Raw genomic sequence first — 25,144 nt, forward strand, 5'->3', positions numbered from 1 at the left:
ATACGCTGACTGTGCACCGCCTTTATTGCAATTGCATTAAATAAACATTCTTTTTCATTTTTTATTATCAAGCCATACACCTATCATGACTGTCTCTCGCGCCCTGATTTCTGTTTCTGACAAAACTGGCATCGTTGAATTTGCCCGTGAACTATCCGCACTCAATATTGAACTCCTATCCACTGGCGGCACATATAAGCTGCTTAAGGAAAATAATATTCCTGTCGTTGAAGTCTCCGAACATACTGGTTTCCCAGAAATGATGGATGGCCGGGTTAAAACACTACACCCCAAAATTCACGGTGGTATTCTGGCTCGTCGTGGCATTGATGAAGCGGTTATGCAAGCGCATGACATCGCCCCAATTGACCTCGTTATCGTTAATCTCTACCCTTTTGCACAAACGGTTGCCAAGCCAAATTGCTCACTTGAAGATGCGATTGAAAATATCGATATCGGTGGTCCAACCATGGTTCGCGCAGCAGCAAAAAATCACGCGTCTGTGGGGATCATTGTAAACAGCAGTGACTATAGCCGTGTTATCGATGAGCTCAAAGCCAATCAGACCTTGTCTCAGGCAACACGCTTTGACTTAGCGGTAAAAGCCTTTGAACACACTGCGCAGTATGATGGCATGATCGCGCAGTACCTTGGTGCACGTGTTGGTAAAACTGAAGATCAAAAACCCGATGCCTTTGCACGTACGTTTAATCTGCAATTGGTTAAGGCGCAAGACTTACGCTACGGCGAAAATCCACATCAATCTGCGGCGTTCTATATTGATCCAAGCGCACGTGAAGCTTCAGTGGCAACTTCAAAGCAATTGCAAGGCAAAGAGCTGTCTTATAACAACATCGCTGATACCGATGCCGCTTTAGAATGCGTAAAATCTTTTGCAAAACCTGCCTGTGTCATCGTTAAGCATGCAAATCCATGTGGTGTTGCAGTTTCATTAGATGGCATTTTAGAAGCGTATAACCTCGCCTACGCGACCGATCCTGAATCTGCATTTGGCGGCATCATCGCCTTCAACCGCCCGCTGGATGTCGCAACGGCACAAGCCATCGTCGCGCGTCAATTTGTTGAAGTAATCATTGCGCCTAGCTTAGAAGACGGTGTGTTAGAGATCACTGCAGCGAAACAAAATGTCCGTGTTCTGACCTGTGGTCAACTCCCAGACCTCAGTGCACGTACCAGCCAATTGGACTTCAAACGGGTCACTGGCGGGTTACTGGTCCAAGACCAAGACCTGGGGATGATCAAAGATTCTGACTTGAAAATCGTCAGTAAACGCGCGCCTACCGAAGCCGAAATTCATGACCTGATCTTTGCATGGAAAGTTGCAAAGTACGTGAAGTCTAACGCCATCGTTTATGCTAAAGATCGCCAAACCATTGGTATCGGCGCAGGTCAAATGAGCCGTGTGAACTCTGCACGTATTGCTGCGATTAAAGCTGAACATGCAGGTCTTAATGTCCACAATGCAGTCATGGCCTCTGATGCGTTCTTCCCATTCCGTGACGGGATTGATAACGCAGCCAAAGTGGGTATTTCTTGCATTATCCAGCCAGGTGGTTCTATGCGCGATAATGAAGTCATCGCTGCGGCGGATGAACACAACATTGCGATGGTCTTTACCGATATGCGCCACTTCCGTCATTAATTAATGATGAGTAGGCATTAGAAAACTCCCCCTGCCTTTTGGGGGAGTTTTTGTTTTTAAGCATCTTCAATAAAACCACCTTCAAAACATATTAATGCTAAAATATGCCGCGACATTTCACGTATATAAGGTTGGGGAATTATTCTTCATCCGAATGGCGGCATGTCTACTTCATTTGATTTAACGATTTCATTAGCTTTTAAGGGAACACTATGAACATTCTCATTCTCGGTTCAGGCGGTCGTGAACATGCGCTCGCATGGAAATGTGCCCAAGACGAAGCGGTCAGCCAGATCTTTGTTGCTCCCGGCAACGCCGGCAGCGCGCTTGAAGCCAAATGTGAAAATGTTGCCCTGAATATCCTAGACAATGATGCAATCATTGCGTTTGCCAAAGCCAATGCGATTGATCTGATCATCGTGGGTCCGGAAGCCCCGCTCGTGAATGGTGTTGTTGATGCCTGTCGCGCCGCTGCTCTTAAAATCTGGGGCCCGACCCAGTTCGCAGCACAACTGGAAGGCTCCAAAGCCTTTGCAAAACACTTTTTAAAACGTCATGAAATTCCGACTGCTTTTTATGATGTGTTTACCGACGTAGCCGCTGCCAAAGCTTATATTGATCAAAACGGTGCACCGATCGTGATCAAAGCGGATGGACTTGCTGCGGGTAAAGGCGTGATAGTGGCAATGACTGTAGAAGAAGCTTATGAAGCCATTGATGACATGCTGGCAGGCAATAAGTTTGGTGATGCAGGCTCACGCGTGGTCATTGAACAATTCCTGGATGGTGAAGAAGCCAGTTTCATCTGTATGGTCGATGGCTATAACATTCTACCGATGGCAACCAGCCAAGATCATAAACGCATCTTCGAACAGGATCTCGGAGCCAACACGGGTGGCATGGGCGCCTACTCCCCTGCACCGGTTGTCACCTCCGAGATTTTCCAGCAAGTGATGCAACACATTATGCGTCCGACTGTAGATGGTATGGCTGCTGATGGTCATCCATACACGGGTTTTCTCTATGCTGGTCTCATGATTGACTCAACAGGCACTGCGCGTGTCATTGAGTTTAATTGCCGCTTTGGCGATCCTGAAACACAACCTATCATGATGCGCTTGCAGTCGTCACTCGTTGAACTTGTTGAAGCAGGTCTTGCCGGTGAACTCCCAAGCCATGCAGACTGGGACAGCCGCCCAGCGATTGGTATCGTGCTTGCAGCTGGTGGTTATCCAGCAGAGATTCAGACAGGCGATGTGATCCATGGACTAGAGTCTGTCAATACAACGGCTAAAGTCTTCCATGCTGGAACGACACAAAAAGACGGAAAAACCGTCACGAGTGGTGGTCGCGTTCTTTGTGTAACCGCCTTAGGTCATACCGTTGCTGAAGCACAAAAACTGGCGCTGGAAGGTGTTGCGCAAATTTCATTTGATGGGATGCAGTATCGCCGTGATATCGGCTACCGCGCCATCGCACGTGAACAAGGCAACGATTAATCAAGCCCACGCGCCACCATCGACAGTCTGGGTTGTTGATCTACAAAATGCTCATTTATGAGCATTTTGTGCAAGTTGACCCTCTATTCATCCGATCTGCACCGAGAAGCAATTGAATAAGCTATGCGTTCCCCTTATGATGGCTTAGATCGATTCGGGCATGATGTTTATCTAATCACCGATGTGCCATCAGTAAAAATATAACCTTGTTAAATTTAAGAGCAGCCTCATTTACTTAGAGCTCTTATTCAGGATAAACCACGCTTATGTCTGATGCCTCAAACCCCAATACTCGTGATAAACATAAACAGCATCATACACTCGACAAGCTGAAAACCAGTGCCTTTGAAAGACGCATGTCTTTGGCGAAAGCATCGCTTCGTGCTGGCTCACGTTGGGCCTCGGTCAACGCTGGCACGATGTTTTCAAGTGATGCAGATAAAGAGCGTAAGCGTAAGAAAGTTATGAGCGAACAAGCTCAATATCTCGTGCAGGAAATGGGCAAGCTGAAAGGTTCAATCGTGAAGATTGGACAGATGATGGCACTCTACGGCGAACACTTCCTGCCCCCAGAAGTGACCGAAGCACTCCATACCCTGAACAATGACACCATGGCCCTCTCATGGTCCGCCATCGAGCAACAGCTCAAACTCGAACTCGGCAGCAAGCTGGATGAGTTGAATGTCGATCAAGAACCCCTAGGCACGGCCTCACTGGCACAAGTCCATCGCGCTGTGCGCAAGTCAGATGGGTTAGAAATCGTCCTCAAAGTGCAATATCCAGGGGTAGCTGCCGCAATCGATTCAGATTTAGGTTTATTCCGCAATATGCTCAAACTGACGCGCATGGTTCCTCAAACGCGTGAGTTTGAAGAATGGTTTAGCGAAGTCAGTGAAATGATGCATCGCGAAGTTAACTACCAGATGGAAGCGGCGACCACTGAGCGCTTCTATGAACGCCTCAAAGATGATCCGCGTTATATCGTGCCGCAGATTATTCACGAATACTGCACCGATGGTGTGCTGTGCATGACCTTTGAACGGGGTGTCCCAATCAACAGTGCCGTCATGCTCTCCCTGCCCCAATCACGCCGCGATAAGCTCGGTGCCGCATCGATTGAGATTGCGGTGCGTGAGATGTTCGAGTGGGGTGAAATGCAGACCGATCCGAACTTCGGTAATTACCTCGTGCGATTGGGCAATGGCAAAGACATCCCAGACAAAACCATTCTTCTGGATTTCGGTGCGATCCGTGGTTTTGACAGTAATCTGCTCAAGGTTGCACGTAGCCTGATTATTGCAGGTTACAACCACAATAAAGCTCAAATGATCGCGGCCATGCAAGGCTATATCTTTTTTGATCAAATGCCTACAGAAGTCAAACCCGGTATGGCCGATGTTTTCCTGATGGCGACCGAGCCCTTCACCTCTCCACAAGTTAATCCTGATGCACCTGCCGATGTCTTTGATGCAGAAGGTAAATATATCTGGAAGCAAAGCTTACTGCATTCACGCGTCATGAAACTGGCTGGGAATTCGATGACCTCACGCTATTTCAGTATCCCGCCTAAAGAATTTATGTTTATTAGCCGTAAATTCATCGGTGCCTATACCTTTATGACCGTGATTGATGCCCGAACCGATGTCCGCAGCATGGTGAGCAAGTTCTTGTAAATCAGGCTTCACTTTTTTATCTTTTAATCGTGTCAGTGAATACAATGTCGATACCCGCATTAAATATCCGCCACTATGAAGGTCTCGTTGATTATGCAGAGACCTATAGGGATATGCGTGAACTGACCGAACACCGCGATGCGGATACGCCTGATGAAGTGTGGTTACTACAGCATCAGGATGTGCTGACGCAAGGTCAAGCGGGTAAACCCGAACATATCTTATTTAATCCGCTTAATCTGCCCATCATCCAATCTGACCGCGGTGGTCAAGTCACTTGGCATGGCAAGGGACAACTGGTTGGTTATCTACTTTATGATCTAAATCATTTAAAGTGGAATGTCCGTCAGTTGGTGACCAACACCGAAAATGCCTTGATTGAACTTCTCAATCATTACGATATCGATGCTTACGCCAAGAAAGACGCACCGGGTGTGTATGTCGATGAAGCTAAGATTGGGTCTTTGGGCTTTAAAATAAGACATGGACGCAGCTACCATGGACTTTCCCTTAACATTGATTGTGATCTTGCTGGGTTTCGTCAGATTAATCCCTGCGGATATGCCGGGCTTGCAATGACCCGTTTAATAGATCAACTCCAAGCTCAAAATCCCTCAAGGCCGTTGCCCAGTTTTGTTCAGGTCGCACAAGAACTCGAACAGATTCTGCGGGCCCAACATGACCTACCCGCTACAGAAAAATAAAATTCAGACCCTATTGCTGTTTTTGCGACCAAATGCGACGTTCACAATGAAACTTTGGACGATTAAGAACAATGAGTCACAGACATATAATGCAGATCTATGCAGTATCTGATATCTTTTAGCCCGCTATCGATTTATGATCTTGTGGTGATAACATCTACTGCAAGGACGCTATCCGTACTGTGAGCCAACACAGTCAGTAGCAACAATAATTAATCATTATAGAAATGAGCAGCGTTACGATAGTGAAACTAAAACTATGGTAGCTCGCCCCATAACTTAGCCCAGTGCTAGAGAGAGTCAATGTCTGTGAAATCATCACCAATATCCTCTACGACCCAACGTATTGTCCCCTCAGCTCAAAAAGCCTATGTTGGCTTAATGATGGATGTGATTGCCCGTGCACTCGTATCTGCGAGTCAAATTGATGGTGAACTGCATGGTGAACTAGAAGGCTTTAAAGCAGGGACCACGATCCAAATGATCGTCCTACCTAAAGGCGCTAACTTCACGATCCAAGTTCAAGAAGATAAGACCCTAAAGCGTGTTGATTTAGGTGATCAAAAACCCGATCTTTCTGTCAAATTTAAACACTTAAGTCATGCATTCCTCGTACTCTCCTTTCAGGAAAGCACGGCTCAAGCCTATGCCAATGACCGTATGGTTGTCGATGGTGACACCGGCTATGCAACGCGTTTTGTACGCTGCCTCAACCAATTAGAAGCATTGATCCTGCCTAAATTGGTGGCCGATCTTGCAGTTAAGCGCTACCCGACTGAACTTGGAATCGGTGAAAAATTCAATAAAGCGGCTCAAATTTACCTGAATGTTGCAGGCTCCTATGCTGAGCTACTTCCTAAAGCAGCACAATTCTTGAGTCAGACCCTCTCTAACAAAACCATTAAACGGAGTTAATCATGTCAAAGTCATATTACGAATTTTTCTGTCCTGTCAAAGTAGTCGCAGGACATATGGCACTAGAACATATTCCGTTTGAACTTGCCGCTTTGGGTGCCAAACGCCCAATGATTATTACCGATAAAGGCGTTCGCGTTAATAATCTGCTGGTTCCAATTGAAGCCGCTTTCATCGATGCCGAAAGCGTCATTTCAGCCATTTTTGATGAAGTCCCGCCAGACAGCAGTCTGCAAACCGTTCGTGCTGCAGCGCAGCTTTACCGTGAAAACAACTGTGATGCGATCATTGCTGTGGGTGGCGGTTCAGTGATTGACACCAGTAAAGGCGTGAACATTCTCGTCTCTGAAGGCGGTGATGACCTGCTGAAATATTCAGGCGCGCACAATCTGCCTCGTCCACTGAAACCATTTTTCGTTGTGCCGACCACAGCGGGTACAGGCTCTGAAGTCACCGCAGTTGCCGTGATTTCGGACACTGAAAAAAGCATCAAAATGCCTTTCGCATCGTATTACCTGATGCCTAATGCCGCGGTACTTGACCCGCGCATGACTCAGACACTGCCACCGCATATCACTGCCATGACCGCGATGGATGCATTGACACACGCTGTAGAAGCCTACACTTGCCTAGCGCACAATCCGATCAGTGATGCTTATGCCACAGCCGCAATTAAGAAAATCAGTGAAAATCTAATTTTCGTTCTCGACAATCCTAAAGATGCCAATGGACGTCTTGAACTCGCCCAAGCATCGACCATGGCAGGTATTGCATTCTCAAACTCGATGGTCGGTCTCGTCCACTCCATCGGACATGCGACTGGCGCCGTAGCACACCTGCCACATGGTTTAGCGATGAGCCTGTACCTGCCATACGTGCTTGAATACAACATCGACACCAATGGTGATCGTATTGCGGACTTGCTGCTACACCTTGCTGGTGCAGAAGTCTATGCAGCGACTCCTGCAAAAGAGCGTGCATTAAAAGCGATTCAGGTGATCCGCAATATGCGCGACACACTCTATGATCGCACCAAGCTGCCACGCACCTTGCAAGAGACTGGTAAAGTTGAGAAATCACAGCTTGCAGACATTGCTAAGAAAGCCATTGATGACGGTTCAATTATCTACAACCCGAAAGAAGCCAACCTCAAAGATCTCAAAGCGATCTTGGAAAAAGCTTGGGGTTAATGATTTGTTTTAGATGAATTGAAAAAAGGATGCCTGATTGAGGCATCCTTTTTTTTATCCTAAATATGTTAGAGTCAATTCGTAATTGAGTTAAACCAAACGACTTGGACTATCCCTAATGAAAAGACTTTATATCGTACTCACAGCGCTCTTGATTTCCAATGCAACATTTGCCTTCGAAACCAATAAACCAGATAAGAAACTGGTGGCCGAATATTTAGTCGCGGCGAAGTTTGAAGATGCGGCGAATGCAACGCTTGCTGCTATCGTAGAAAGACTGCCAAAAAATACGCCCCCAGAACAACTCGCCGCCTTAAAGAATGCGCTGAATAAAACCATTGGTTGGGATGCAACCAAAGATCAATTAGCCGATCTGGTCACCAACACCTATACCAAGCAAGAGCTTGAAGCCTATATCCAATTCTCAAAAACACCTGCAGGTATCACTTATTCAGAAAAAATCACGCCATTTAGCAAAGGCTTTTCTGAAATCGTTATTCAAAACGAAGCCAATATGAAAAAAGGCGAACAATCCAGTAAATCCCACTAAATAATGGTGAAATGCCTCAGATCATATCTGGGGCCTTATACATCAATCCCCTGCTGACGCCATGCCTCATACACCATCACGGCTGCAGAATTGGACAGATTCAAACTGCGTGAATCAGGCTGCATCGGCAGTCTGAGCCAATGCTCTGCTGGAAACATTTCACGCACCTCAAGCGGTAAGCCCTTGGTCTCAGGCCCAAATAAAAAAGCTACAGGACGGTTTAAATCGGTTGTAAACGGAGAAGCCGATCCTTTGGTCGTCAGCGGAAAAATTGCTGAGACGCCCTGCTCTCTCACATTGACTAGACAAGACTCCAAATCAGGCCATATCTGCATTCTTGCCCATTCATGATAATCAAGACCCGCACGCCTTAACTGTTTGTCTTCGAGCGTAAAACCCAGTGGTTCGATCAAATGTAGATGCGCGCCGGTATTAGCACATAAACGAATGATATTTCCTGTATTTCCGGGAATTTCAGGTTGATACAAAATAATATGAATCATGTTTAACACACTTATCCATGAGCAAATACAGCTCGACTTTAATCCAAACCACTTGAAAATAAAAAAGGTGATCACTCATGGAGCAACCACCTTTTCTAAGTCTCTACAGCATCATAATCCTATAGATTATTTTGCAGAGTGACCTTTTAATTCAACGACAGCGCGATCTTCTTTTGCAATAGTCGCGTAGTAGTTGCGCAGCACTTGCAATACTTCGGGACGGCTGAAGTTTGCTGGCACTTCTTCATCTTCTGAGAGTGCTTTACGCAGTTTAGTACCAGACACTTTGACATGTTGCGATGCATCATGTGGGCAGGTCTTGGTCGACGCCATCGCTTCACACGCATTACACCAGAAGGTCCAGTCAATTTTCAGTGGGAGTGTGATCAAGGCATCACGGCCGATTTCATCAAAAATATGCTGTGCATCAAATGGACCATAATAATCGCCCACACCTGCATGGTCACGGCCCACAATCAGATGTGAACAGCCATAGTTTTGGCGGAACAATGCGTGCAATAATGCTTCACGCGGACCTGCATAACGCATGTCGAGTGGATAGCCTGACTGAATCACGGTATCTTTTCTGAAGTAGTTATCGATCAATACACCAATCGCTTCTTGACGCACATCCGCAGGGATATCGCCTTCTTTCAGTTCGCCGAGTAGTGAGTGAATCAACACTCCATCACAAATTTCTACTGCGATCTTCGCCAAGTATTCGTGTGAGCGATGCATTGGGTTACGGGTTTGGAACGCCGCAATGGTTTTCCAGCCTTTTTCTTCAAACAATTTACGGGTTTCTGCTGGGGTCATGTAGATGCCCGCATACTTGGTTGGGAACTCACCTTGTGACAGAACCTTAACCGGTCCAGCAAGATTGATCGCACCTTGGTTCATAACCATTTTCACGCCAGGGTGTTCGATGTCAGTCGTACCGAAGACTTCACGGCATTCCAGATCTTTATCGATACCGTATTTTTCAGTCAGGGTGAGGATACCCATAATTTCGCCCGTTGCAGTATCAGCCAGCGCAACTTCTTGACCAATTTGCAAGGTGTTTGCAGTCGCTGTATCCGTTGACAAGGTGATTGGAATTGGCCAGAACAAGCCATTATCCAACTGCATGTTGGTAACAACACCTTTCCAGTCTTTTTCACCCATAAAGCCAGTAAGGGGGGTGAAACCACCGATCCCAAGCATGATCAAGTCACCCACTTCACGCGAACTGATATTGATGGTGGTCAATGTCTTGGCGTGTTGTTGCGCCTGTGCCAGTGCCTCGCCTTCAAGTAATAAAGTAACGAGGGTTGGACTACCGTGTGGGGTAACTAAGGCCATGAGAACTCCGTAAAGTGAAAAACACGTGTATTAAACGTAAATATTGTCTATGAAACGAATGAAAACCAATAAAGATCTATAAAAACCAAAACAAAAATCTGATCAGGTGCATTAAAAAGTGCGCGAGGGATTATAATACTTCACAACCTTTTAATCCAAACATAAAGCACATCATCAATGACAACTTCAAATCCTGCCACAAATCCTAAACCCAGCAAGAAAGCTGCCAAGCCAGCCATCGTTGGTCTCCTGTCACTTTGCCGTCCCGGTTTTGAGCGTGAATGTGCAGCAGAATTAGAACGTTGGCTCGGTGAGTTAGGCGCTGATGGTTATGCCAATTTTGAAAAAATCAGCGGTCAAGTGGTCTGGATCGGTACCAGCCCGAAGTGGCCTGTTACCCGAGATTTAGTCTTTTCACGCCAAGTGATTCGCTTGCTGGATAAAAAACCCCTGTACTTTGAAGCCCGAGATCGCATCACACCGATTCTGACCGCAATGGAAGGCATGAAATTCAGTGCGATTTACCTTGATCATCCGGATACTAATGACGGCAAAGCACTGTCTGATCTATTCGAACGCTTACAACGTCCGCTGCTCTCTGCTGCCGGCAAACAAGAAATTTTAGATCGTGAAGCAACGATGCGAGCGCATCTGGTTTTCATCGACGGCACATCGGCTTGGTTTGGCATGAGTGAACCGGGGCAAACGTTACGCTGGCCTATGGGGATTCCTCGCTTAAAAATGCCTGCGGATGCACCGAGCCGTTCGACCTTAAAACTCACAGAAGCCTTTGCTTATTTCTTAAGTCCTGAAGAACAAAAAGAATGGCTGCGCGAAGGCTTAACTGCGGTCGACCTCGGTGCTTGCCCCGGTGGTTGGACATGGCAATTGGTGCAACATGGTATTCAAGTGATCGCGATTGATAATGGCGCGATGAATGAAAAGTTGATGGAAACAGGCTTAGTCGAGCATTTCAAAACCGATGGCTTCATCTATCGTCCTAAACGCCCGGTACATTGGTTGGTCTGTGATATGGTTGAACAGCCTGCCCGCGTTGCCGAATTGATCGGCGATTGGTTAGCAGATGGTGCGGCAGGACGGGCCATTTTCAACTTAAAACTACCGATGAAAACCCGCCTAGATGAAGTGATGTTTTGCCGAGACCTCATTGAAGGCATCGTCAAGAAATCAGGAAAAAAATTAGAACGACTAGAGTTCCGTCAGCTTTATCATGATCGCGAAGAAGTCACGGGTTATGCGGCTGTTGCGGTACGTCCAGAATAAATTTAGACCATGAACAATCGAAGGGTGATGTCTTGAACAGACCATTATCAGTGAAAACAATCCTGTTTATTCTCGCGCTGTGTGTTGGATATTTCCTCACTACGCGCCATGAACAAAGTCATCCTTCGCGTTCCGACATACCTGTACGTGACTCATCCACCTATCAATCTCCATCACGTACCGATCAACCTCCTCAACAATCTTTTGATCATCGAACCATTCAAGGCAGTGGTCAGGTCGTCAAAATACTGCCGGATGATAATAAAGCGGGTGGAATCAATGGCAGTCGTCATCAACGTTTTCTATTGCGCTTAGACTCTGGTCAAACAGTTCTCGTCGCTCATAATATCGATCTTGCCCCCCGTATTGATAATCTGCGCGTTGGTGGAACAGTCGATTTTAAAGGCGAGTTTATTAATAACGACAAAGGTGGCGTGCTTCATTGGACGCATCGTGACCCCAGTGGTCGTCACACGGACGGCTGGCTAAAGTACGGTGGTCAGATTTACCAATAAGCGCTAAATACGATTGCCCACATCAGTTTCCCAGCTATGTATCGAACAAATTAATAATACTTTATTGCGCTGGGATGACTATAATCAATAATCATTCTCATATGTATTTTTTGATTATAGGCTCCCGCAATGACACTGTCTCCGCTATATAAAACTTCGCTATTAACAGCTATTCTGTGCTCATCATCTGTTGCTCTCGCGCATACCCCTTATATCCTGCCCTTTCATTTTGATACCAAGAAAGATGTTGCGACCATTCAGGCTTCAGCGACGGAAGATCTTTTTATCCCCGATCATGGGATTACCGGTGACTTTACAGTGATATCCCCTGCTGGGACCAAGAGCAACATTACAGATGCAACGACTCTAAAAGAAGTGACTCTCGTTCAAGTGCCGCTGGCAGATAATGGCACCTATCGCATCACGTTGAATGCAAAACCGCGCGTAAGTAAATACACCAACATCAATGGTCGCTGGCTAAGTGTGCGCCCTGCTCGTCCAGATGGAAGCCTGCCTAAAGAGGCTCTGAGTGACCGAGGTTATGCGTTACCGAGCGAACTCAGTAAAGATGCTAAATTGGTTGAGTCGACATCAACCCGAACACTTGAAACCTTTGTCACCAAAGGTGCAAGCTCAGATAAGGCACTGACGCCTACCGGCAAAGGACTAGAAATCAAATTTACGGATAATCCGAGCGAGATTTATGTCGATAAGGGCTTAGCGTTTGATATTTTGTTTGATGGCAAACCCGTCAAGAACCAAGTTGTGCAAATTGAACAACCCGGCAAAGCACCTATTGAACTGACATCAGATGAAAAAGGTCATGTCAAAGCAACGTTCACACAAGCAGGGACTTATCTTCTGGAAGCAACTTACCCCAATGACCCGGAAGCCCATAACGAAAATGGCCGTAAAACCCAGCCTAAGGCAAACAGCTTTAACTATGGCTTAACCTTTGCGGTTTCACAATAAGCCAATCTAAGCGTATTGAGCGCATTAAAAAGAGGCCTTATCAATGCGATGCGGCCTCTTTTGCTTACACCACGGCATATTAAAGGTGATTTAAAACCGCCTTTAAAACATCAGATGCAGCAAGTGTCGCATCGACACGGATAATCCGATTGCTCTCAGCGATCGCACGTTCGGTATAGACGGCACGCACTCGCTCAAAGAACTCTAAACGTTCTTGCTCAAAACGGTCTAAAGCGCCACGCTTGGAAGCACGTGCCATTCCAATCTCTACGGGTGCGTCCAACCAAAACGTTTTGTTCGGTAAAACCGATACAAACTGATCAACCAATACCTGAACTTGTGCAGTTGGCAATGCTCTTCCGCCACATTGATAGGCAAAACTTGCATCCACAAAACGATCACAGAGCACCCACTTACCAGCCGCAAGCGCAGGTTCAATCACTTGGCTAATATGCTGTGCACGGGCTGCAAAGAGTAGTAGTAACTCGCAGGCAGGTGCAATTTTTTCGCCATCAGGGGTCAATAATAATCCACGAATTTGCTCAGCCAGCGGGGTACCGCCCGGCTCGCGCGTCAGAATATATTCAATTTTTAGCGTATCTAAGTGTGCAGCCACGCCTTGAATTAAGGTGCTCTTGCCTACCCCTTCAGTCCCTTCAAAACTGATAAACATGCCTTAATTTCCTAATGAATTGGTGTCTTTTCTAGCGCGCATAACTTGCAGATACTGCTGTACTGCCAAATTATGTTCAGCCAGCGTATTACTAAATTTATGCCCACCAGTCCCAGTCGCCACAAAATATAGTGCATCGATCTTGGCCGGATGGAGTGCCGCATGGATTGCTGCCTGACCAGGCATGGCGATTGGGGTTGGCGGCAATCCATTGATTGTATATGTATTATATAGAGTCGGTGTTTCTAGATCTTTACGGGTAATGTTCCCTTCATAACGATCTCCTAACCCATAAATAACGGTTGGATCGGTTTGTAAACGCATCCCTTGTTTCAAACGATTCACAAAAACGGCTGCGACTTTAGCGCGTTCACCATCGACACCCGTTTCTTTTTCTACGATAGACGCCATAGTCAGCGCATCATTTGGGGTGTGATAAGGCAAATCAGGAGCTCGATTCTTCCACTCCGTACTGACAATTTTCTTTTGCTTCTCATAGAGTAGCTTGAGAACATCGACATCACTCACACCCGCAGTAAAAAAGTAGGTATCCGGCGCGAACCAGCCTTCCGGACTTTTTTCATTAATACCCAATTTAGCCATCAATTGCGCGTCTGGCAGGTTAAGTACCGTTTTCTGGACTTCGTCATTGGCTTGCAAGCGCTTTCTCAATTGATTGAAGGTCATCCCTTCAACAAGTAAAACTCGATTGAGCTGCGCAAGCTCACCTCGATTCAACAGATTGAGGAGTTGATAAGCATTCACTCCGGCAGGCAACTCATACGCACCAGCCATCAACGTATTGTGAATAAAGATATGCTGATACGTTTTAACGATCAGTGGGAAGCGCACCATATCGCGCTGCGCCATATAACTTATGAGGCCCGAATAGGTCTGACCGTTCTTAATTTGCAAGATTTTGCCGTTTTCACTCACCGAAATCGGGCGGAATAAGGACTGCCAAGCGGCAATACAGAAAAAAATACTTAAAATGAGTCCAATGCTTTTAAACCAAGGAAATCCTTTGTTTAAAGCCTGATTATTTTTACCTGCACTTCTTGCCCCGCGTGAATGGGTGGAACGTGTAGAGGACGATTTAGTGGTCGCCTTTTTAGAATTGTTTGTATTTGGAGCTTTGCGCGGCGGCTGTGGCATGACAAAAACCGATTTTTGAGAAGGCGGCTAGAATAACAGATTTGTTAATGATTTCACTGCCTCGAAATCAAGCAAACGATCCTCTAAGTGTGAAGCAGGTACAACGCCAGTTAACGCATTACAAAAAAATAACGCCTCTATTTTAAATAGAGAATCTCGGTGTATAGATTCTAAGCGTAAAGGGAACTGGTGTTTGTCCATTCGCGCCATCACCTCAGCTCGCATAACGCCTTGAATACCAGATAGTGTTATCGGGGGCGTCATCCAATGACCGTCGACACGAAAAAAACAATTACTGTAAACACCCTCGACAATTTGACCCTGCACATCACAAACTAAAGCCTCCACCCAACCATGCGTTGCAAGTTCCTGTCTTAAAATCACTTGTTCAAGTCGATTTAACGTTTTTAGTCCTGCCAATTGCGGTATGGTTTGACCCAAATGTCCCTGCAAGATACCGCTCTTAATCGGTTGTTTTTCAAGAGAGGTTAAAGCACCACGTTGTGGAAATAACTGGATATAGATTGCCGCCGCTTGATCAGGAGCTAAATACCCTCGCGCGCCAACACCACGGCTGATAATGACTTTTAAAATGCCATTGATCAGAAGCTGAGACTTTCGCATCACTTCAGCCTCAATCCAAGCCAGCTCTGCATTTAACGTTAAACGCCGCATGCCTTGCGTGAGTCGATCAAGATGATGATCCCATAGCAGCGGTCTACCCTCACGCACCAAAATACTGGTAAAGAAACCATCTCCATATAAAAAAGCACGATCAAAAGGATCGATACCTGTACAAGGCAATCCATTCATAAAAGTCGTAACCTCCTCTTCTACAGAACGGAGGGGTACATCCAATGTCATCGCTTTAAATGTCATGGTTTGAAAATCAAAAAAAGAATGAATAGTAATGATCTTTATAAACTAAATTCGGAAATATTGCCCATGGCTAAGAATCTTTTTTAACCATAAAGGTCAATTCATTATTTTTAAGCAAAAAAAAACGAGCCGAAGCTCGTTTTTTTCATCTTAAGACTAAGAAATCAGTCTTAGATATTAGAAGCGGTAAGAAACACCAGCTTTTGCAACAGGAGCCCATTTGTATTGGTCAGCCAAGTTGCGGTCTTCGCCAGGGAAACCTGAGTCTAAGTAGGCTTGACCAGCTGCGTTAGTTGCACGCAGTTTCGCTTGTTGTTGACCTTGATAGATTACGCCAAGATCAACGTTAACACCCCAATGGTCGTCGATTTTTGGTGCAAAACCAAAGCCGAGGTATGGGTTAACTGAAGGACCAGTTGATACTTTACCAACGATGCTACGATCGTTAGAAGTCAGCTTGATTGAGCTGTCTTGGATGTAAGTACCGAACTGTACGTTGAACCAGTTGTAATATTGCGCACTGAGTGGGCTATATTTGATAACAATAGAGGTGTTCTGTAAATCGCTGTAGTTCGCTTTGTATTTGCGATGATCAACGTTTAATGAATCGCCATGAACATTTGGGAAGCTACCGCCTGCCCAACCGATATTCAAGCTAGTGCTTGGGTTCACTGCGTAGCCAAAGTTTACACCGTAGCCAGTAGTACCGGCTTCAACGCCGACTGACAGGTTTGACAATGACAGTGCAGGATCACCTAAGTTTGAAGGCGCAGCAAAAGTTGATCCAGCAGCGAAAACAGCTGCAGTAACAGCAAGAATACGAAGAGTTTTCATAGATATTCCTCAGAACTAAATATTATTAGTAGAACACGATGTTCTCTAGTGGGGTTATTAAAACATAATTTGAAACATATTTGCATCATTAAAAATTGTAACGTTTGCTTATTTTATGTAAAATTTTAGATTATTTTTTATACTTTTAAATAAATTTCAATAACAATCAACATCTTAAAAACATCAATTATTTCCGATTTATTACTGCGCGGTTACATTTTAGTGTCAGATTGTGCACCAAAACAAGCCTATCTGATGCTTTTTATGCACTTTTTTAGCGATATCTATATAAATTTATCTAAACCCCTAGTCGAAATGAATACACATCCGTACAATATCACCACCGAGGGATGCTGCAACAAGATGAATGTGCTTGCTCTATATAAGCACTACATATCACTCTTGCTAGGCTCGGTACGTCGCTCTTTCAACACCGCTACTCATATTCAATTCAGTAGCAATTCTGGCAACGGCATCCGCGAACTTAAGTGATCAGGAGATCCTCATGAACGCGGTTGTAACCAATACAAACGATTATAAAGTTGCTGATATCACCCTTGCTGACTATGGTCGCAAAGAAATCCTTCTCGCCGAATCTGAAATGCCAGCCCTGATGGGGCTACGTCGTCGCTACGCTGCGGCGAAACCATTGGCGGGTGCAAAAATCCTTGGCTGTATCCACATGACGATTCAGACTGCGGTCTTGATCGAAACACTGGTCGATCTTGGTGCAGAAGTTCGCTGGACCTCATGTAATATTTTCTCAACTCAAGACCACGCTGCCGCAGCAATCGCTGCAAGCGGTACGCCGGTGTTTGCGTGGAAAGGTGAAACTGAAGAAGAATACTGGTGGTGTATCGAACAACAACTTCATGTGAATGGCGAGCTATGGCAAGCCAACATGATTCTGGATGATGGCGGCGATTTAACTGGCGTAGTCCATGACAAATACCCGCAACTTCTCGCCAATATCCATGGTGTAACGGAAGAAACCACCACGGGTGTTGCTCGCCTATTTGAAATGTGGAAAGACGGCTCACTCAAAGTTCCTGCGATTAACGTTAATGACGCCGTGACTAAATCGAAAAACGACAACAAATATGGTTGCCGCCACTCGCTGAATGACGCCATCAAACGTGGTACAGACATGCTGCTTGCAGGTCGTCGCGCTCTCGTGATCGGTTATGGCGATGTGGGCAAAGGTTCTGCACAGTCACTCCGTCAAGAAGGCATGATCGTTCGCGTCACCGAAATCGACCCGATCTGCGCTATGCAAGCCTGTATGGATGGCTACGAAGTCGTTTCCGCATATAAAAACGGAATCGTCACTGGCAATACTGCGGATATCGATCAAGTACTTCTTGGCTCAACAGATCTAATCGTCACCACAACCGGTAACGATAAAGTCTGTGATGCCGCAATGCTTGATACACTGAAAAAAGGCGCTGTTGTTTGTAACATCGGTCACTTCGATACTGAAATCGATACCGCTTACTTGCGTAAGAACTATCGTTGGGAAGAAGTCAAACCTCAAGTTCATCAAGTATTCCGCAGCGATGCACGTGACGACTATTTAATTCTTCTTTCCGAAGGTCGTTTGGTTAACTTGGGCAATGCTACAGGTCATCCTTCACGTATCATGGATGGTTCATTTGCAAACCAAGTCTTGGCACAAATGTACCTGTATAGTGAAAAGTTCGCTGACCTTCCTGCCGATCAAAAGCAAGCCAAGGTCCGTGTTGAACTGCTGCCGAAGAAACTTGACGAAGAAGTTGCTGCTGCAATGGTTGCAGGTTTTGGCGGTGTATTGACCCAGCTCACCACAGAGCAAGCTGCTTATCTTGGCGTACCGGTTGAAGGTCCGTTCAAATCTGATAGCTATAAGTACTAATCTCTAAACGTAAAATTTTCCTTCACATCACCCTGATGTGAAGGAAATACGCTATGCCCGACTTTATACACTTACAAACTTTTTGAGTCGCTTAAATCGATGCAATGGTCACGGCCAAAAATGTTTGATTGATCTTATTAAAACTATTTTGTTGAACAACCATCATGAGCACATCAACTTCAACGCCGATCTCTTTTGAATTCTTCCCACCTAAAACTGATGTTGGTGCAGAAAAAATTCTAAAAGTTCATCAAGAACTCCAAACTTTAAATCCGGCTTACTTCTCTGTCACTTATGGGGCCGGCGGATCAACGCGTGATCGCACGCTATCGACTATCGATGCGATTCATGGTCAAGGCGCACCAGTTGCCCCGCATCTATCCTGTATTGGTGATGATAAAGCACGCATTGCTGAACTCCTCGAACGCTATAAAGCACAAGGGATTCGCCACTTAGTCGCACTCCGCGGCGACCTGCCATCAGGTCAAGTGGGCTTAGGCGAATTACCGTACGCGCGTGATCTGGTCCAATTCATTCGTGAAACGACAGGCGATCACTTTCATATTGAAGTCGCTGCTTATCCAGAGATGCATCCGCAGGCGGAGTCCTTTAATAAAGATATCGAACAGTTTATTGCTAAAATAAAAGCGGGTGCTAACTCAGCGATTACGCAATTCTTCTTTAACGCTGATAGTTATTTCTACTTTGTTGATGAACTCGCCAAACGTGGTGTTCATACGCCGATTATCCCCGGCATCATGCCGATCACCAATGCCAGCAACCTGATTCGCTTTGCCGACTCATCAGGTGCTGAGATTCCACGCTGGATCCGCAAGCAGTTAGCGGCCTTTGGAGACGATAGTCAAAGCATCCGTGCATTTGGTCATGACGTTGTGGTCAATCTTTGTCAACGCCTCATTAAAGGTGGTGCGCCTGCATTGCATTTTTATACGATGAATCAAACTGAACCAACACAGCAATTGGTCTTAGATATTCGTTAATCCATACATTATGATCCGAGTAAAGGATATTGAGTGAGTTTGGCATATGTACATTCCCCATTCGTTTAAGATGGATGAAACGGCACACATTACCCAGCTCATTCAAGATCATGGCTTTGCGACACTCATCCATCTTGATCATGGCATCCCTATGGTCAGCCATGTGCCCTTATACCTCGATGTAAATCAGCAAAAACTGATTGGACATCTAGCAAAAAAAAATCCACATACTGAACTGCTCAACCGTTCAGAAGCTTATGTGATCTTTCAGGGGCCGCATGATTATATTTCGACAGAAAACCATAATACTCGCGGCGTACCCACTTGGAATTACGCCGCGGTTCATATTCGGGGACGTAGTACAATCATAGATGATGATGCGCTGATCACCAAACGTATCACTGCACTTCTTCATCAATACGAAGACACTGACTTAAATACCGCTCTTTTTGATCAACTCAAAAATGCGATTGTATTCTTTGAGATTGAGATGAGTCAGGTTGAGGCAAAATTTAAACTCAGTCAAAACCGTACCGTTGCAGAGCAACAACGCACGATTGATGACCTGCATACCAGAAACCCAGCTCTCGCCAACCTCATGCATAAGGTCTTATTTGAATGAATATCTTTAATTCGACCTCTCCCCTTTGGCACCCCTGCACCCAGATGCAAAGTCATGAAACAATGCCGCCCATTCAGGTCGTGCGTGGACAAGGTGTATATTTGTACAAAGCGGATGGCACACCGATACTCGATGCCATTAGCTCGTGGTGGGTCAACTTACACGGGCATAGCCACCCAGTGATTAATGCAGCCATCATTGATCAATTGGGGCAGCTGGAACAAGTGATGCTCGCAGGATTCACGCATCCACCGATTGAACAACTTGCACAGCGCCTTGTTGAGATCACGCGTCCAGAACTTACACATTGCTTCTTTGCAGATAGTGGATCGGCAGCCGTTGAAGTCGCCTTAAAAATGAGTCTACAGTACTGGCATCAATCAGGTCAGCCGCAGCGCAAAACATTTATCTCCTTAGCAAATGGCTATCATGGCGAAACGCTCGGCAGTCTGGCTGTCACAGACATCCCACTTTTCTCCAGTCAATATCAACCACTGCTGATAAAGCATTTACGCGCGCCCTCTCCTGATCTGACGTTGAAAGAAATTGGAGAAAATGATGACGTGTTTCTTAAGCGCCAATTTGCAGCTTTAGAAAAAATATTAGTTGAACACGCTGAGCAAGTCTGCGCAATCATTGTCGAACCGCTCATTCAAGGCGCGGCCGGCATGAAAATGTATCCGCCCATTTATCTCACATGGTTACGCCGCTTGTGCGATCAGTTTCAGGTTCATTTAATCCTTGATGAAATCGCCGTAGGCTTTGGTCGCACTGGGACGATGTTTGCGCATGAACAAGCCGATATCTCCCCTGATTTTTTATGTCTATCAAAAGGACTGACCGCAGGCTACTTGCCTATGTCTTGTGTGATGACGACAGAAGATGTCTATCAGGCCTTCTATAGCCCACAAGTTGCACGTGGTTTTCTACATTCGCACAGTTTTACTGGGAATCCACTGGCTGCACGAGCCGCTTTGGCCTCCCTTGATTTGTTTAGAACTGAACAGGTATTGGAGCGCAATCAGCTCCTTATTGCAGCCATGCAAAAGGCTCTGGAAAAACTTAAGTCTCACCCACATATCGGTCATATTCGACAAACGGGTATGGTGGGTGCTTTTACCCTATTGCAAGCCAATGGTCAGCCTTATCCGACTCATGAATCACGCGGACAGCTGATTGCACAATTCGCAATGAACAAGGGCGTTTTATTACGCCCTATCGGTCATCATATTTATCTGATCCCACCGTACTGTATCAGTGTGGATGAAATTGAACATATTATTGATGTGGCACGCCAAGCCGTCGAGTGGGCAGTTATGCAATCACTATCCACGCCTCCATCACCCACAGGAAATATTTCACTGCCATGAGTCGTTTTTATGCAGATATTCCACTCGCCATCGGCGAAAAAGTGGAGCTCCCGGAAGTTGTCTTTCATCATTGGGTGCGCGTCTTACGTGCAGAACTCGGTGATCGGGCTATTTTTTTTAATGGATTAGGCGGCGAATATCAAGCAGAACTCATTGATATTAATAAAAAAAATTCATATGCTCAAATCTCGGACTTTAACCCCATAGATCGCACCGAGCCCTATTTTGTCACCCTTGGACAAGTGATGAGTAAGGGCGATCGTATGGATTATGCGATTCAAAAAGCAACAGAATTAGGTGTAGGAGAGATCCAACTCCTAACCAGCGAACGCTGTGAGATGCGTCTGAAATACGACCGTGATCAAAAGAAAATTGATCATTGGCAGCAAGTGGCCATTGCTGCTTGTGAGCAATGTGGTTTAAATCGTGTCCCTAAAATTCTTGCCCCACTGGGACTTACGGACTGGTACAAAGTCGTTGAGGCAGAATTAAAGCTTGTCCTTGCGCCAATCGATGCACCGGATCCGATCCCCAAGCAACTCCCCAAAAAAGTTGCATTATTGATTGGTGCTGAAGGTGGACTCAGTGAGGCAGAAATTATTGAAGCAGAAGAAAATGGTTTCTTACGCTGGCAAATCGGCCCACGAATATTAAGAACCGAAACTGCACCAGTCGTTGCATTAGCAAGACTAAGTATTTGCGAAAAATGATGTTACAACAAGCGTATAAAGTGATACCTTAACACAAGGTAAAATTTAGCTGTCATACATAAATATTAATCAACCAGTCAACGCTTGTGAGTGTATGTTTTTAAGCATGAACTCTCTCGTTAATCATGGCAATACAAGTAGAAAAACTCGCCGCCTTAAGCGGAATGTAGGAGCGATGAATGTCGGAACAAGAAGACCAAAGCATTCTTATGCAACGCATTTGGCGTATGCAGATTGCAAACGCTCGTGCGCATCAAGGCCTCTTGCATTTTGCATTGCTGGGCCTCGTCTTAATTACATTCTCTTTTTATCAACAATTCTCTCTTGTCGATAGTAATCAGTTGGCGGGTTGGACCGTTGCTGCGATCAGTCTAATCGCTGTTTCCGCTGTACTTAGTAATCACATCAATAGCAGACAGCATCGTATTTCTACTGAAATTATTGACATTTACTTAGTTGTGAATACCTTCATCTTCGGTATTATCATGGCGTTTGGCCAAGTGATTTTTCATGCCAATGTTGCGCCATTTAGCACCCAAAATACGTTAGATATTTCTGTTAATTTATTTGGCTTTGCCATTCTGTTTTCACATATGGTCGGACTGATTTGCTATACAGACCGCTACCGCTATTTCTGTACCTTCGTTTTGACCAGTATGTCTCCGCTCATCGCTCAGCAGCTAGTACGCGGTAGCGAAACGCTGATTAAGCCGAATAGCATTCTGATCGACATCTACATCCTCTTTATTTTATTTTGCGGTTATCGGCTACATAAGATTAGAACCAAATCGGCTTGGCTGGTTATTCGTAATGAAAACCTCATCGACTACATGGAGTCGTCCAAAGACCATACCGAATTGGTCAACGGCCAACTTGAACAAGAGATGAGACAGCGGATTTACACTGAAGAAAAACTTCAGGAATCGAATACTCGTCTGGAAGAAAAAGTACGTGAACGTACTCAAGATCTGACGAACAGTAATACCCAGCTACAAAGCTCACAACAACGTCTAGAAATGGCACATAGTGCAGGTGGCATTGGTACGTGGGATTGGGATATTGCTCATCGTAAAATGCATTCTACGAACTTTGAACAGATCCTCGGCTATAGCGATGAGGAGATGGAATCATTTCTTTCCGATATGGCAAAGATCGTCCATGTCGAAGACTACCCCATTGTCCGTCAAGCTGTTGCAGCTCACCTACTCAACCATACCGATCGCTATGAAGCTGAATTCCGCATGCGGCACAAGTATGGTTATTGGGTTTGGATTCAGGATATTGGTCGCGTAGTCGAACGTGATCCTCAAACACGCTTTGCAAAGCGAATGGTTGGCGTTCGCCGGAATATCAATGCTGAAAGACTGGCAGCCGAAGGACAGAAACTCTCTTCCACTGTATTTCAGCAAGTAGCAGAAGGGATTTTTATCCTTGACGGCAAAATGCGCTATATCAATATGAATCCGTTCTTTGAAAAAATTACGGGATTTTCAAGAGATGAACTCATTGGCAACGGCTTCTTAAATCTGAATCGTATCTTTACAACCCGTGCCCAACAGTCGCAACAAAAAATTATTAAGACATTAGAAACTATTGGCGAATTTGAAGGTGAAGCCATTGGTCAGCATAAAAATGGCGATGAATTCCCCATGTGGATGCATATCAACTCCATCGTTGATGAAAAACAACGCAAAACCCATTATGTTGGCATTATCAGCGACCTGACTGAACGCAAGAAAAATGAGCAACGTCTATCCTATCTCGCCAACTACGATCTACTGACCGACCTGCCTAACCGCAACTTTTTTAAAGATCATTTACATCAGTTGATTTTGCAAAGCACCGATGAAGACTCCTCTTTCGCATTACTACGTTTAAACCTCGACCGCTTCCGTTTACTCAATGACCTGCTAGGTGCAGAAGGTGCGGATCAACTGCTCAAGCAAGTGGCTCAGCGTTTGTCCAGCTACGATGCGCGTACAGGAATCATCGCACATTTGGGCGGAGATGATTTTGCAATCGTCCTGCCCCATACCGAAGAAAATCAAAAGGATCTCGAGCAATATTGCGAAAAATTACTTGAAGTGTTTGAAACGCCTTTTGATATTAAGGCCCAAGAAATCACGGTCACCATTTCCGTCGGTATTGCAATATTCCCTGAACATGGCCGCCAAGTGGATACCATTTCAAACTATGCAGAAAATGCATTGCAAGAAGCCAAACGCGTCGGCGGCAATACCATTCGTTTTGCCAGCAAGCAATTGGGTATCCAGTCACTTGAGCGAATCAACCTTGAAAATGCCTTACGTAAAGCGCTCTCCAGTGAACAATTTGTCGTGTATTACCAAGCCAAATTCAATGCAGCCACTCAAACAATCGTAGGTTTCGAAGCCTTAGTTCGTTGGAATCACCCAACCAAAGGTTTGATTGCGCCGATCCAATTTATTGGACTGGCTGAAGAAATGGGGATTATCTCTGCACTGGGTGAGTTTGTGCTGGATCAATCCTGTGCCCAGATCAAAAAATGGCAAGAGTCTGGCTTTGACAGTCTCACCGTTTCAGTCAACGTTTCAGCACAGCAATTACAACGCGGTAATTTCATTGCCACGATTGATCGTATCCTTAAAAAACACCAGATCGATCCGAGCCTGCTTGAGTTAGAAATCACCGAAACCTTACTGATGGACGAACCTGAAAAGGTCCGCGGTATTCTACAAGAGATTAAAACACGGAACATTTCGATCGCGCTGGATGACTTTGGCACAGGCTACTCCTCACTATCTTACCTTGGGCTCTACCCCATCGATGTTATCAAGGTAGATCGCTCCTTTGTCATGCATATGACCAGCAACCACGAACAGCGCGCCATTGTTCGTGCAATCCTTGCAATGAGCCACTCCTTAAATATGAAGGTCGTTGCAGAAGGTGTCGAGACTATCGAACAAGCGCAACTACTGCGTGCTGAAGGCTGTGATTTATTGCAAGGATTCTTGCTCAGCAAACCCCTCCCGGCCTTTGAAGCAACCCTACTGTTGATCAATGCCATGAGCACCCCGCTGATCACCATTTAAACTTCACCTGCTGAAATTCAAAGAACCATAAAAAAGCCACTTTCTTTTCAAAGTGGCTTTTTTAACTCTGCAATACGAACATGTTAAATACAAAGTAATCCTCACAAAAACATATTGCTGCTATGGTAT

General features: G+C 45.4%; 22 protein-coding genes. 16 read left to right on the top strand and 6 right to left on the bottom strand.

Features of this window, described 5'->3' with window-relative positions; all coding sequences use genetic code 11:
• Positions 1-85 precede the first annotated feature (85 nt).
• From purH to ACLHG7_RS01115, 7 genes are all read left to right on the top strand, one after another.
• On the top strand, positions 86-1,663 hold the full coding sequence (gene purH, locus ACLHG7_RS01085; protein WP_410209235.1) for a bifunctional phosphoribosylaminoimidazolecarboxamide formyltransferase/IMP cyclohydrolase: 1,578 nt from the start codon (positions 86-88) through the stop codon (positions 1,661-1,663).
• A gap of 212 nt (positions 1,664-1,875) precedes the next feature.
• Positions 1,876-3,162, top strand: coding sequence for a phosphoribosylamine--glycine ligase (purD, locus tag ACLHG7_RS01090; protein ID WP_410209236.1), 1,287 nt, complete (start codon positions 1,876-1,878; stop codon positions 3,160-3,162).
• A 266-nt stretch (positions 3,163-3,428) separates the two neighbouring features.
• Positions 3,429-4,835, top strand: coding sequence for an ABC1 kinase family protein (locus tag ACLHG7_RS01095; protein WP_410209237.1), 1,407 nt, complete (start codon positions 3,429-3,431; stop codon positions 4,833-4,835).
• Between the two features lie 44 nt (positions 4,836-4,879).
• Positions 4,880-5,539 (top strand): lipoyl(octanoyl) transferase LipB, encoded by a 660-nt coding sequence (gene lipB, locus ACLHG7_RS01100; RefSeq protein WP_410209238.1) that lies wholly within the window; start codon positions 4,880-4,882, stop codon positions 5,537-5,539.
• Positions 5,540-5,842: 303 nt separating this feature from the next.
• Positions 5,843-6,454: a hypothetical protein gene (locus ACLHG7_RS01105; RefSeq protein WP_410209239.1), complete on the top strand. Its 612-nt coding sequence runs from the start codon at positions 5,843-5,845 to the stop codon at positions 6,452-6,454.
• A 2-nt stretch (positions 6,455-6,456) separates the two neighbouring features.
• Positions 6,457-7,644 (top strand): iron-containing alcohol dehydrogenase, encoded by a 1,188-nt coding sequence (locus tag ACLHG7_RS01110; RefSeq protein ID WP_410209240.1) that lies wholly within the window; start codon positions 6,457-6,459, stop codon positions 7,642-7,644.
• 118 nt (positions 7,645-7,762) lie between these two features.
• Positions 7,763-8,194, top strand: a complete 432-nt coding sequence (locus tag ACLHG7_RS01115) for a hypothetical protein (RefSeq protein WP_410209241.1) — start codon at positions 7,763-7,765, stop codon at positions 8,192-8,194.
• Between the two features lie 35 nt (positions 8,195-8,229).
• Here ACLHG7_RS01115 and ACLHG7_RS01120 read toward each other — a convergent pair whose 3' ends face one another.
• Together ACLHG7_RS01120 and sat are read right to left on the bottom strand one after the other, a co-directional pair.
• Positions 8,230-8,697, bottom strand: a complete 468-nt coding sequence (locus ACLHG7_RS01120) for a tRNA (cytidine(34)-2'-O)-methyltransferase (protein ID WP_410209242.1) — start codon at positions 8,695-8,697, stop codon at positions 8,230-8,232.
• A 126-nt stretch (positions 8,698-8,823) separates the two neighbouring features.
• Positions 8,824-10,038 carry a sulfate adenylyltransferase gene (gene sat / locus ACLHG7_RS01125; protein WP_410209243.1) on the bottom strand — a complete coding sequence of 405 codons (1,215 nt, stop codon included), beginning with the start codon at positions 10,036-10,038 and terminating at the stop codon, positions 8,824-8,826.
• 177 nt (positions 10,039-10,215) lie between these two features.
• On the opposite strand from sat, the gene rlmM reads away from it, so the two are divergent.
• The 3 genes from rlmM to ACLHG7_RS01140 all read left to right on the top strand — a co-directional run bounded on the left by rlmM (position 10,216) and on the right by ACLHG7_RS01140 (position 12,809).
• Positions 10,216-11,322 carry a 23S rRNA (cytidine(2498)-2'-O)-methyltransferase RlmM gene (gene rlmM / locus ACLHG7_RS01130; protein WP_410209244.1) on the top strand — a complete coding sequence of 369 codons (1,107 nt, stop codon included), beginning with the start codon at positions 10,216-10,218 and terminating at the stop codon, positions 11,320-11,322.
• A gap of 32 nt (positions 11,323-11,354) precedes the next feature.
• Positions 11,355-11,837, top strand: coding sequence for a DUF3465 domain-containing protein (locus ACLHG7_RS01135; protein ID WP_410209245.1), 483 nt, complete (start codon positions 11,355-11,357; stop codon positions 11,835-11,837).
• A 129-nt stretch (positions 11,838-11,966) separates the two neighbouring features.
• The gene (locus ACLHG7_RS01140) at positions 11,967-12,809 is read left to right on the top strand and encodes a DUF4198 domain-containing protein (protein WP_410209246.1); all 843 of its coding nucleotides are present in this window, start codon (positions 11,967-11,969) and stop codon (positions 12,807-12,809) included.
• A gap of 79 nt (positions 12,810-12,888) precedes the next feature.
• Here the strand turns inward: ACLHG7_RS01140 and tmk are convergent, their stop codons facing one another.
• From tmk to ACLHG7_RS01160, 4 genes are all read right to left on the bottom strand, one after another.
• On the bottom strand, positions 12,889-13,482 hold the full coding sequence (tmk, locus tag ACLHG7_RS01145) for a dTMP kinase (RefSeq protein WP_410209247.1): 594 nt from the start codon (positions 13,480-13,482) through the stop codon (positions 12,889-12,891).
• Between the two features lie 3 nt (positions 13,483-13,485).
• The gene (mltG, locus tag ACLHG7_RS01150; RefSeq protein WP_410209248.1) at positions 13,486-14,637 is read right to left on the bottom strand and encodes an endolytic transglycosylase MltG; all 1,152 of its coding nucleotides are present in this window, start codon (positions 14,635-14,637) and stop codon (positions 13,486-13,488) included.
• 27 nt (positions 14,638-14,664) lie between these two features.
• A complete protein-coding gene (gene pabC / locus ACLHG7_RS01155) occupies positions 14,665-15,516 on the bottom strand; it encodes an aminodeoxychorismate lyase (protein WP_410209249.1) in 852 nt (283 codons plus the stop codon).
• A gap of 177 nt (positions 15,517-15,693) precedes the next feature.
• Positions 15,694-16,350 (bottom strand): hypothetical protein, encoded by a 657-nt coding sequence (locus ACLHG7_RS01160; RefSeq protein ID WP_410209250.1) that lies wholly within the window; start codon positions 16,348-16,350, stop codon positions 15,694-15,696.
• Positions 16,351-16,855: 505 nt separating this feature from the next.
• Between ACLHG7_RS01160 and ahcY the strand changes: the two genes are divergently transcribed.
• The 6 genes from ahcY to ACLHG7_RS01190 all read left to right on the top strand — a co-directional run bounded on the left by ahcY (position 16,856) and on the right by ACLHG7_RS01190 (position 25,015).
• Positions 16,856-18,241 carry an adenosylhomocysteinase gene (ahcY, locus tag ACLHG7_RS01165; RefSeq protein ID WP_410209251.1) on the top strand — a complete coding sequence of 462 codons (1,386 nt, stop codon included), beginning with the start codon at positions 16,856-16,858 and terminating at the stop codon, positions 18,239-18,241.
• Positions 18,242-18,405: 164 nt separating this feature from the next.
• Complete coding sequence (metF, locus tag ACLHG7_RS01170) at positions 18,406-19,242, top strand: methylenetetrahydrofolate reductase [NAD(P)H] (protein ID WP_410209252.1); 837 nt, start codon at positions 18,406-18,408, stop codon at positions 19,240-19,242.
• 46 nt (positions 19,243-19,288) lie between these two features.
• A complete protein-coding gene (locus ACLHG7_RS01175; RefSeq protein ID WP_410209253.1) occupies positions 19,289-19,864 on the top strand; it encodes an FMN-binding negative transcriptional regulator in 576 nt (191 codons plus the stop codon).
• Positions 19,861-21,234, top strand: a complete 1,374-nt coding sequence (bioA, locus tag ACLHG7_RS01180; protein ID WP_410209254.1) for an adenosylmethionine--8-amino-7-oxononanoate transaminase — start codon at positions 19,861-19,863, stop codon at positions 21,232-21,234. The genes ACLHG7_RS01175 and bioA overlap by 4 nt, the downstream gene beginning before the upstream one ends.
• Positions 21,231-21,944 carry a 16S rRNA (uracil(1498)-N(3))-methyltransferase gene (locus ACLHG7_RS01185; RefSeq protein WP_410209255.1) on the top strand — a complete coding sequence of 238 codons (714 nt, stop codon included), beginning with the start codon at positions 21,231-21,233 and terminating at the stop codon, positions 21,942-21,944. Before bioA ends, ACLHG7_RS01185 begins: the two co-directional genes overlap by 4 nt.
• A 179-nt stretch (positions 21,945-22,123) precedes the next feature.
• The gene (locus ACLHG7_RS01190) at positions 22,124-25,015 is read left to right on the top strand and encodes a putative bifunctional diguanylate cyclase/phosphodiesterase (protein ID WP_410209256.1); all 2,892 of its coding nucleotides are present in this window, start codon (positions 22,124-22,126) and stop codon (positions 25,013-25,015) included.
• Positions 25,016-25,144 lie beyond the last annotated feature (129 nt).

The sequence above is a fragment of the Aquirhabdus sp. genome (assembly GCF_046462495.1).
In the GTDB taxonomy this organism is placed as follows: Bacteria; Pseudomonadota; Gammaproteobacteria; order Pseudomonadales; family Moraxellaceae; genus Aquirhabdus.

Excerpts from the sequence above, each read along its gene's own strand:
- ACLHG7_RS01175 (WP_410209253.1), top strand. The coding sequence starts at position 19,289 with ATGTACATTCCCCATTCGTTTAAGATGGATGAAACGGCACACATTACC.
- ACLHG7_RS01185 (WP_410209255.1), top strand. The coding sequence starts at position 21,231 with ATGAGTCGTTTTTATGCAGATATTCCACTCGCCATCGGCGAAAAAGTG.
- tmk (WP_410209247.1), bottom strand. The coding sequence starts at position 13,482 with ATGTTTATCAGTTTTGAAGGGACTGAAGGGGTAGGCAAGAGCACCTTA.
- sat (WP_410209243.1), bottom strand. The coding sequence starts at position 10,038 with ATGGCCTTAGTTACCCCACACGGTAGTCCAACCCTCGTTACTTTATTA.
- ACLHG7_RS01190 (WP_410209256.1), top strand. The coding sequence starts at position 22,124 with ATGTCGGAACAAGAAGACCAAAGCATTCTTATGCAACGCATTTGGCGT.
- ahcY (WP_410209251.1), top strand. The coding sequence starts at position 16,856 with ATGAACGCGGTTGTAACCAATACAAACGATTATAAAGTTGCTGATATC.
- ACLHG7_RS01160 (WP_410209250.1), bottom strand. The coding sequence starts at position 16,350 with ATGAAAACTCTTCGTATTCTTGCTGTTACTGCAGCTGTTTTCGCTGCT.
- rlmM (WP_410209244.1), top strand. The coding sequence starts at position 10,216 with ATGACAACTTCAAATCCTGCCACAAATCCTAAACCCAGCAAGAAAGCT.
- ACLHG7_RS01105 (WP_410209239.1), top strand. The coding sequence starts at position 5,843 with ATGTCTGTGAAATCATCACCAATATCCTCTACGACCCAACGTATTGTC.
- bioA (WP_410209254.1), top strand. The coding sequence starts at position 19,861 with ATGAATATCTTTAATTCGACCTCTCCCCTTTGGCACCCCTGCACCCAG.
- lipB (WP_410209238.1), top strand. The coding sequence starts at position 4,880 with ATGTCGATACCCGCATTAAATATCCGCCACTATGAAGGTCTCGTTGAT.
- metF (WP_410209252.1), top strand. The coding sequence starts at position 18,406 with ATGAGCACATCAACTTCAACGCCGATCTCTTTTGAATTCTTCCCACCT.
- pabC (WP_410209249.1), bottom strand. The coding sequence starts at position 15,516 with ATGACATTTAAAGCGATGACATTGGATGTACCCCTCCGTTCTGTAGAA.
- ACLHG7_RS01110 (WP_410209240.1), top strand. The coding sequence starts at position 6,457 with ATGTCAAAGTCATATTACGAATTTTTCTGTCCTGTCAAAGTAGTCGCA.
- ACLHG7_RS01095 (WP_410209237.1), top strand. The coding sequence starts at position 3,429 with ATGTCTGATGCCTCAAACCCCAATACTCGTGATAAACATAAACAGCAT.
- ACLHG7_RS01120 (WP_410209242.1), bottom strand. The coding sequence starts at position 8,697 with ATGATTCATATTATTTTGTATCAACCTGAAATTCCCGGAAATACAGGA.
- ACLHG7_RS01115 (WP_410209241.1), top strand. The coding sequence starts at position 7,763 with ATGAAAAGACTTTATATCGTACTCACAGCGCTCTTGATTTCCAATGCA.
- mltG (WP_410209248.1), bottom strand. The coding sequence starts at position 14,637 with ATGCCACAGCCGCCGCGCAAAGCTCCAAATACAAACAATTCTAAAAAG.
- purH (WP_410209235.1), top strand. The coding sequence starts at position 86 with ATGACTGTCTCTCGCGCCCTGATTTCTGTTTCTGACAAAACTGGCATC.
- purD (WP_410209236.1), top strand. The coding sequence starts at position 1,876 with ATGAACATTCTCATTCTCGGTTCAGGCGGTCGTGAACATGCGCTCGCA.
- ACLHG7_RS01140 (WP_410209246.1), top strand. The coding sequence starts at position 11,967 with ATGACACTGTCTCCGCTATATAAAACTTCGCTATTAACAGCTATTCTG.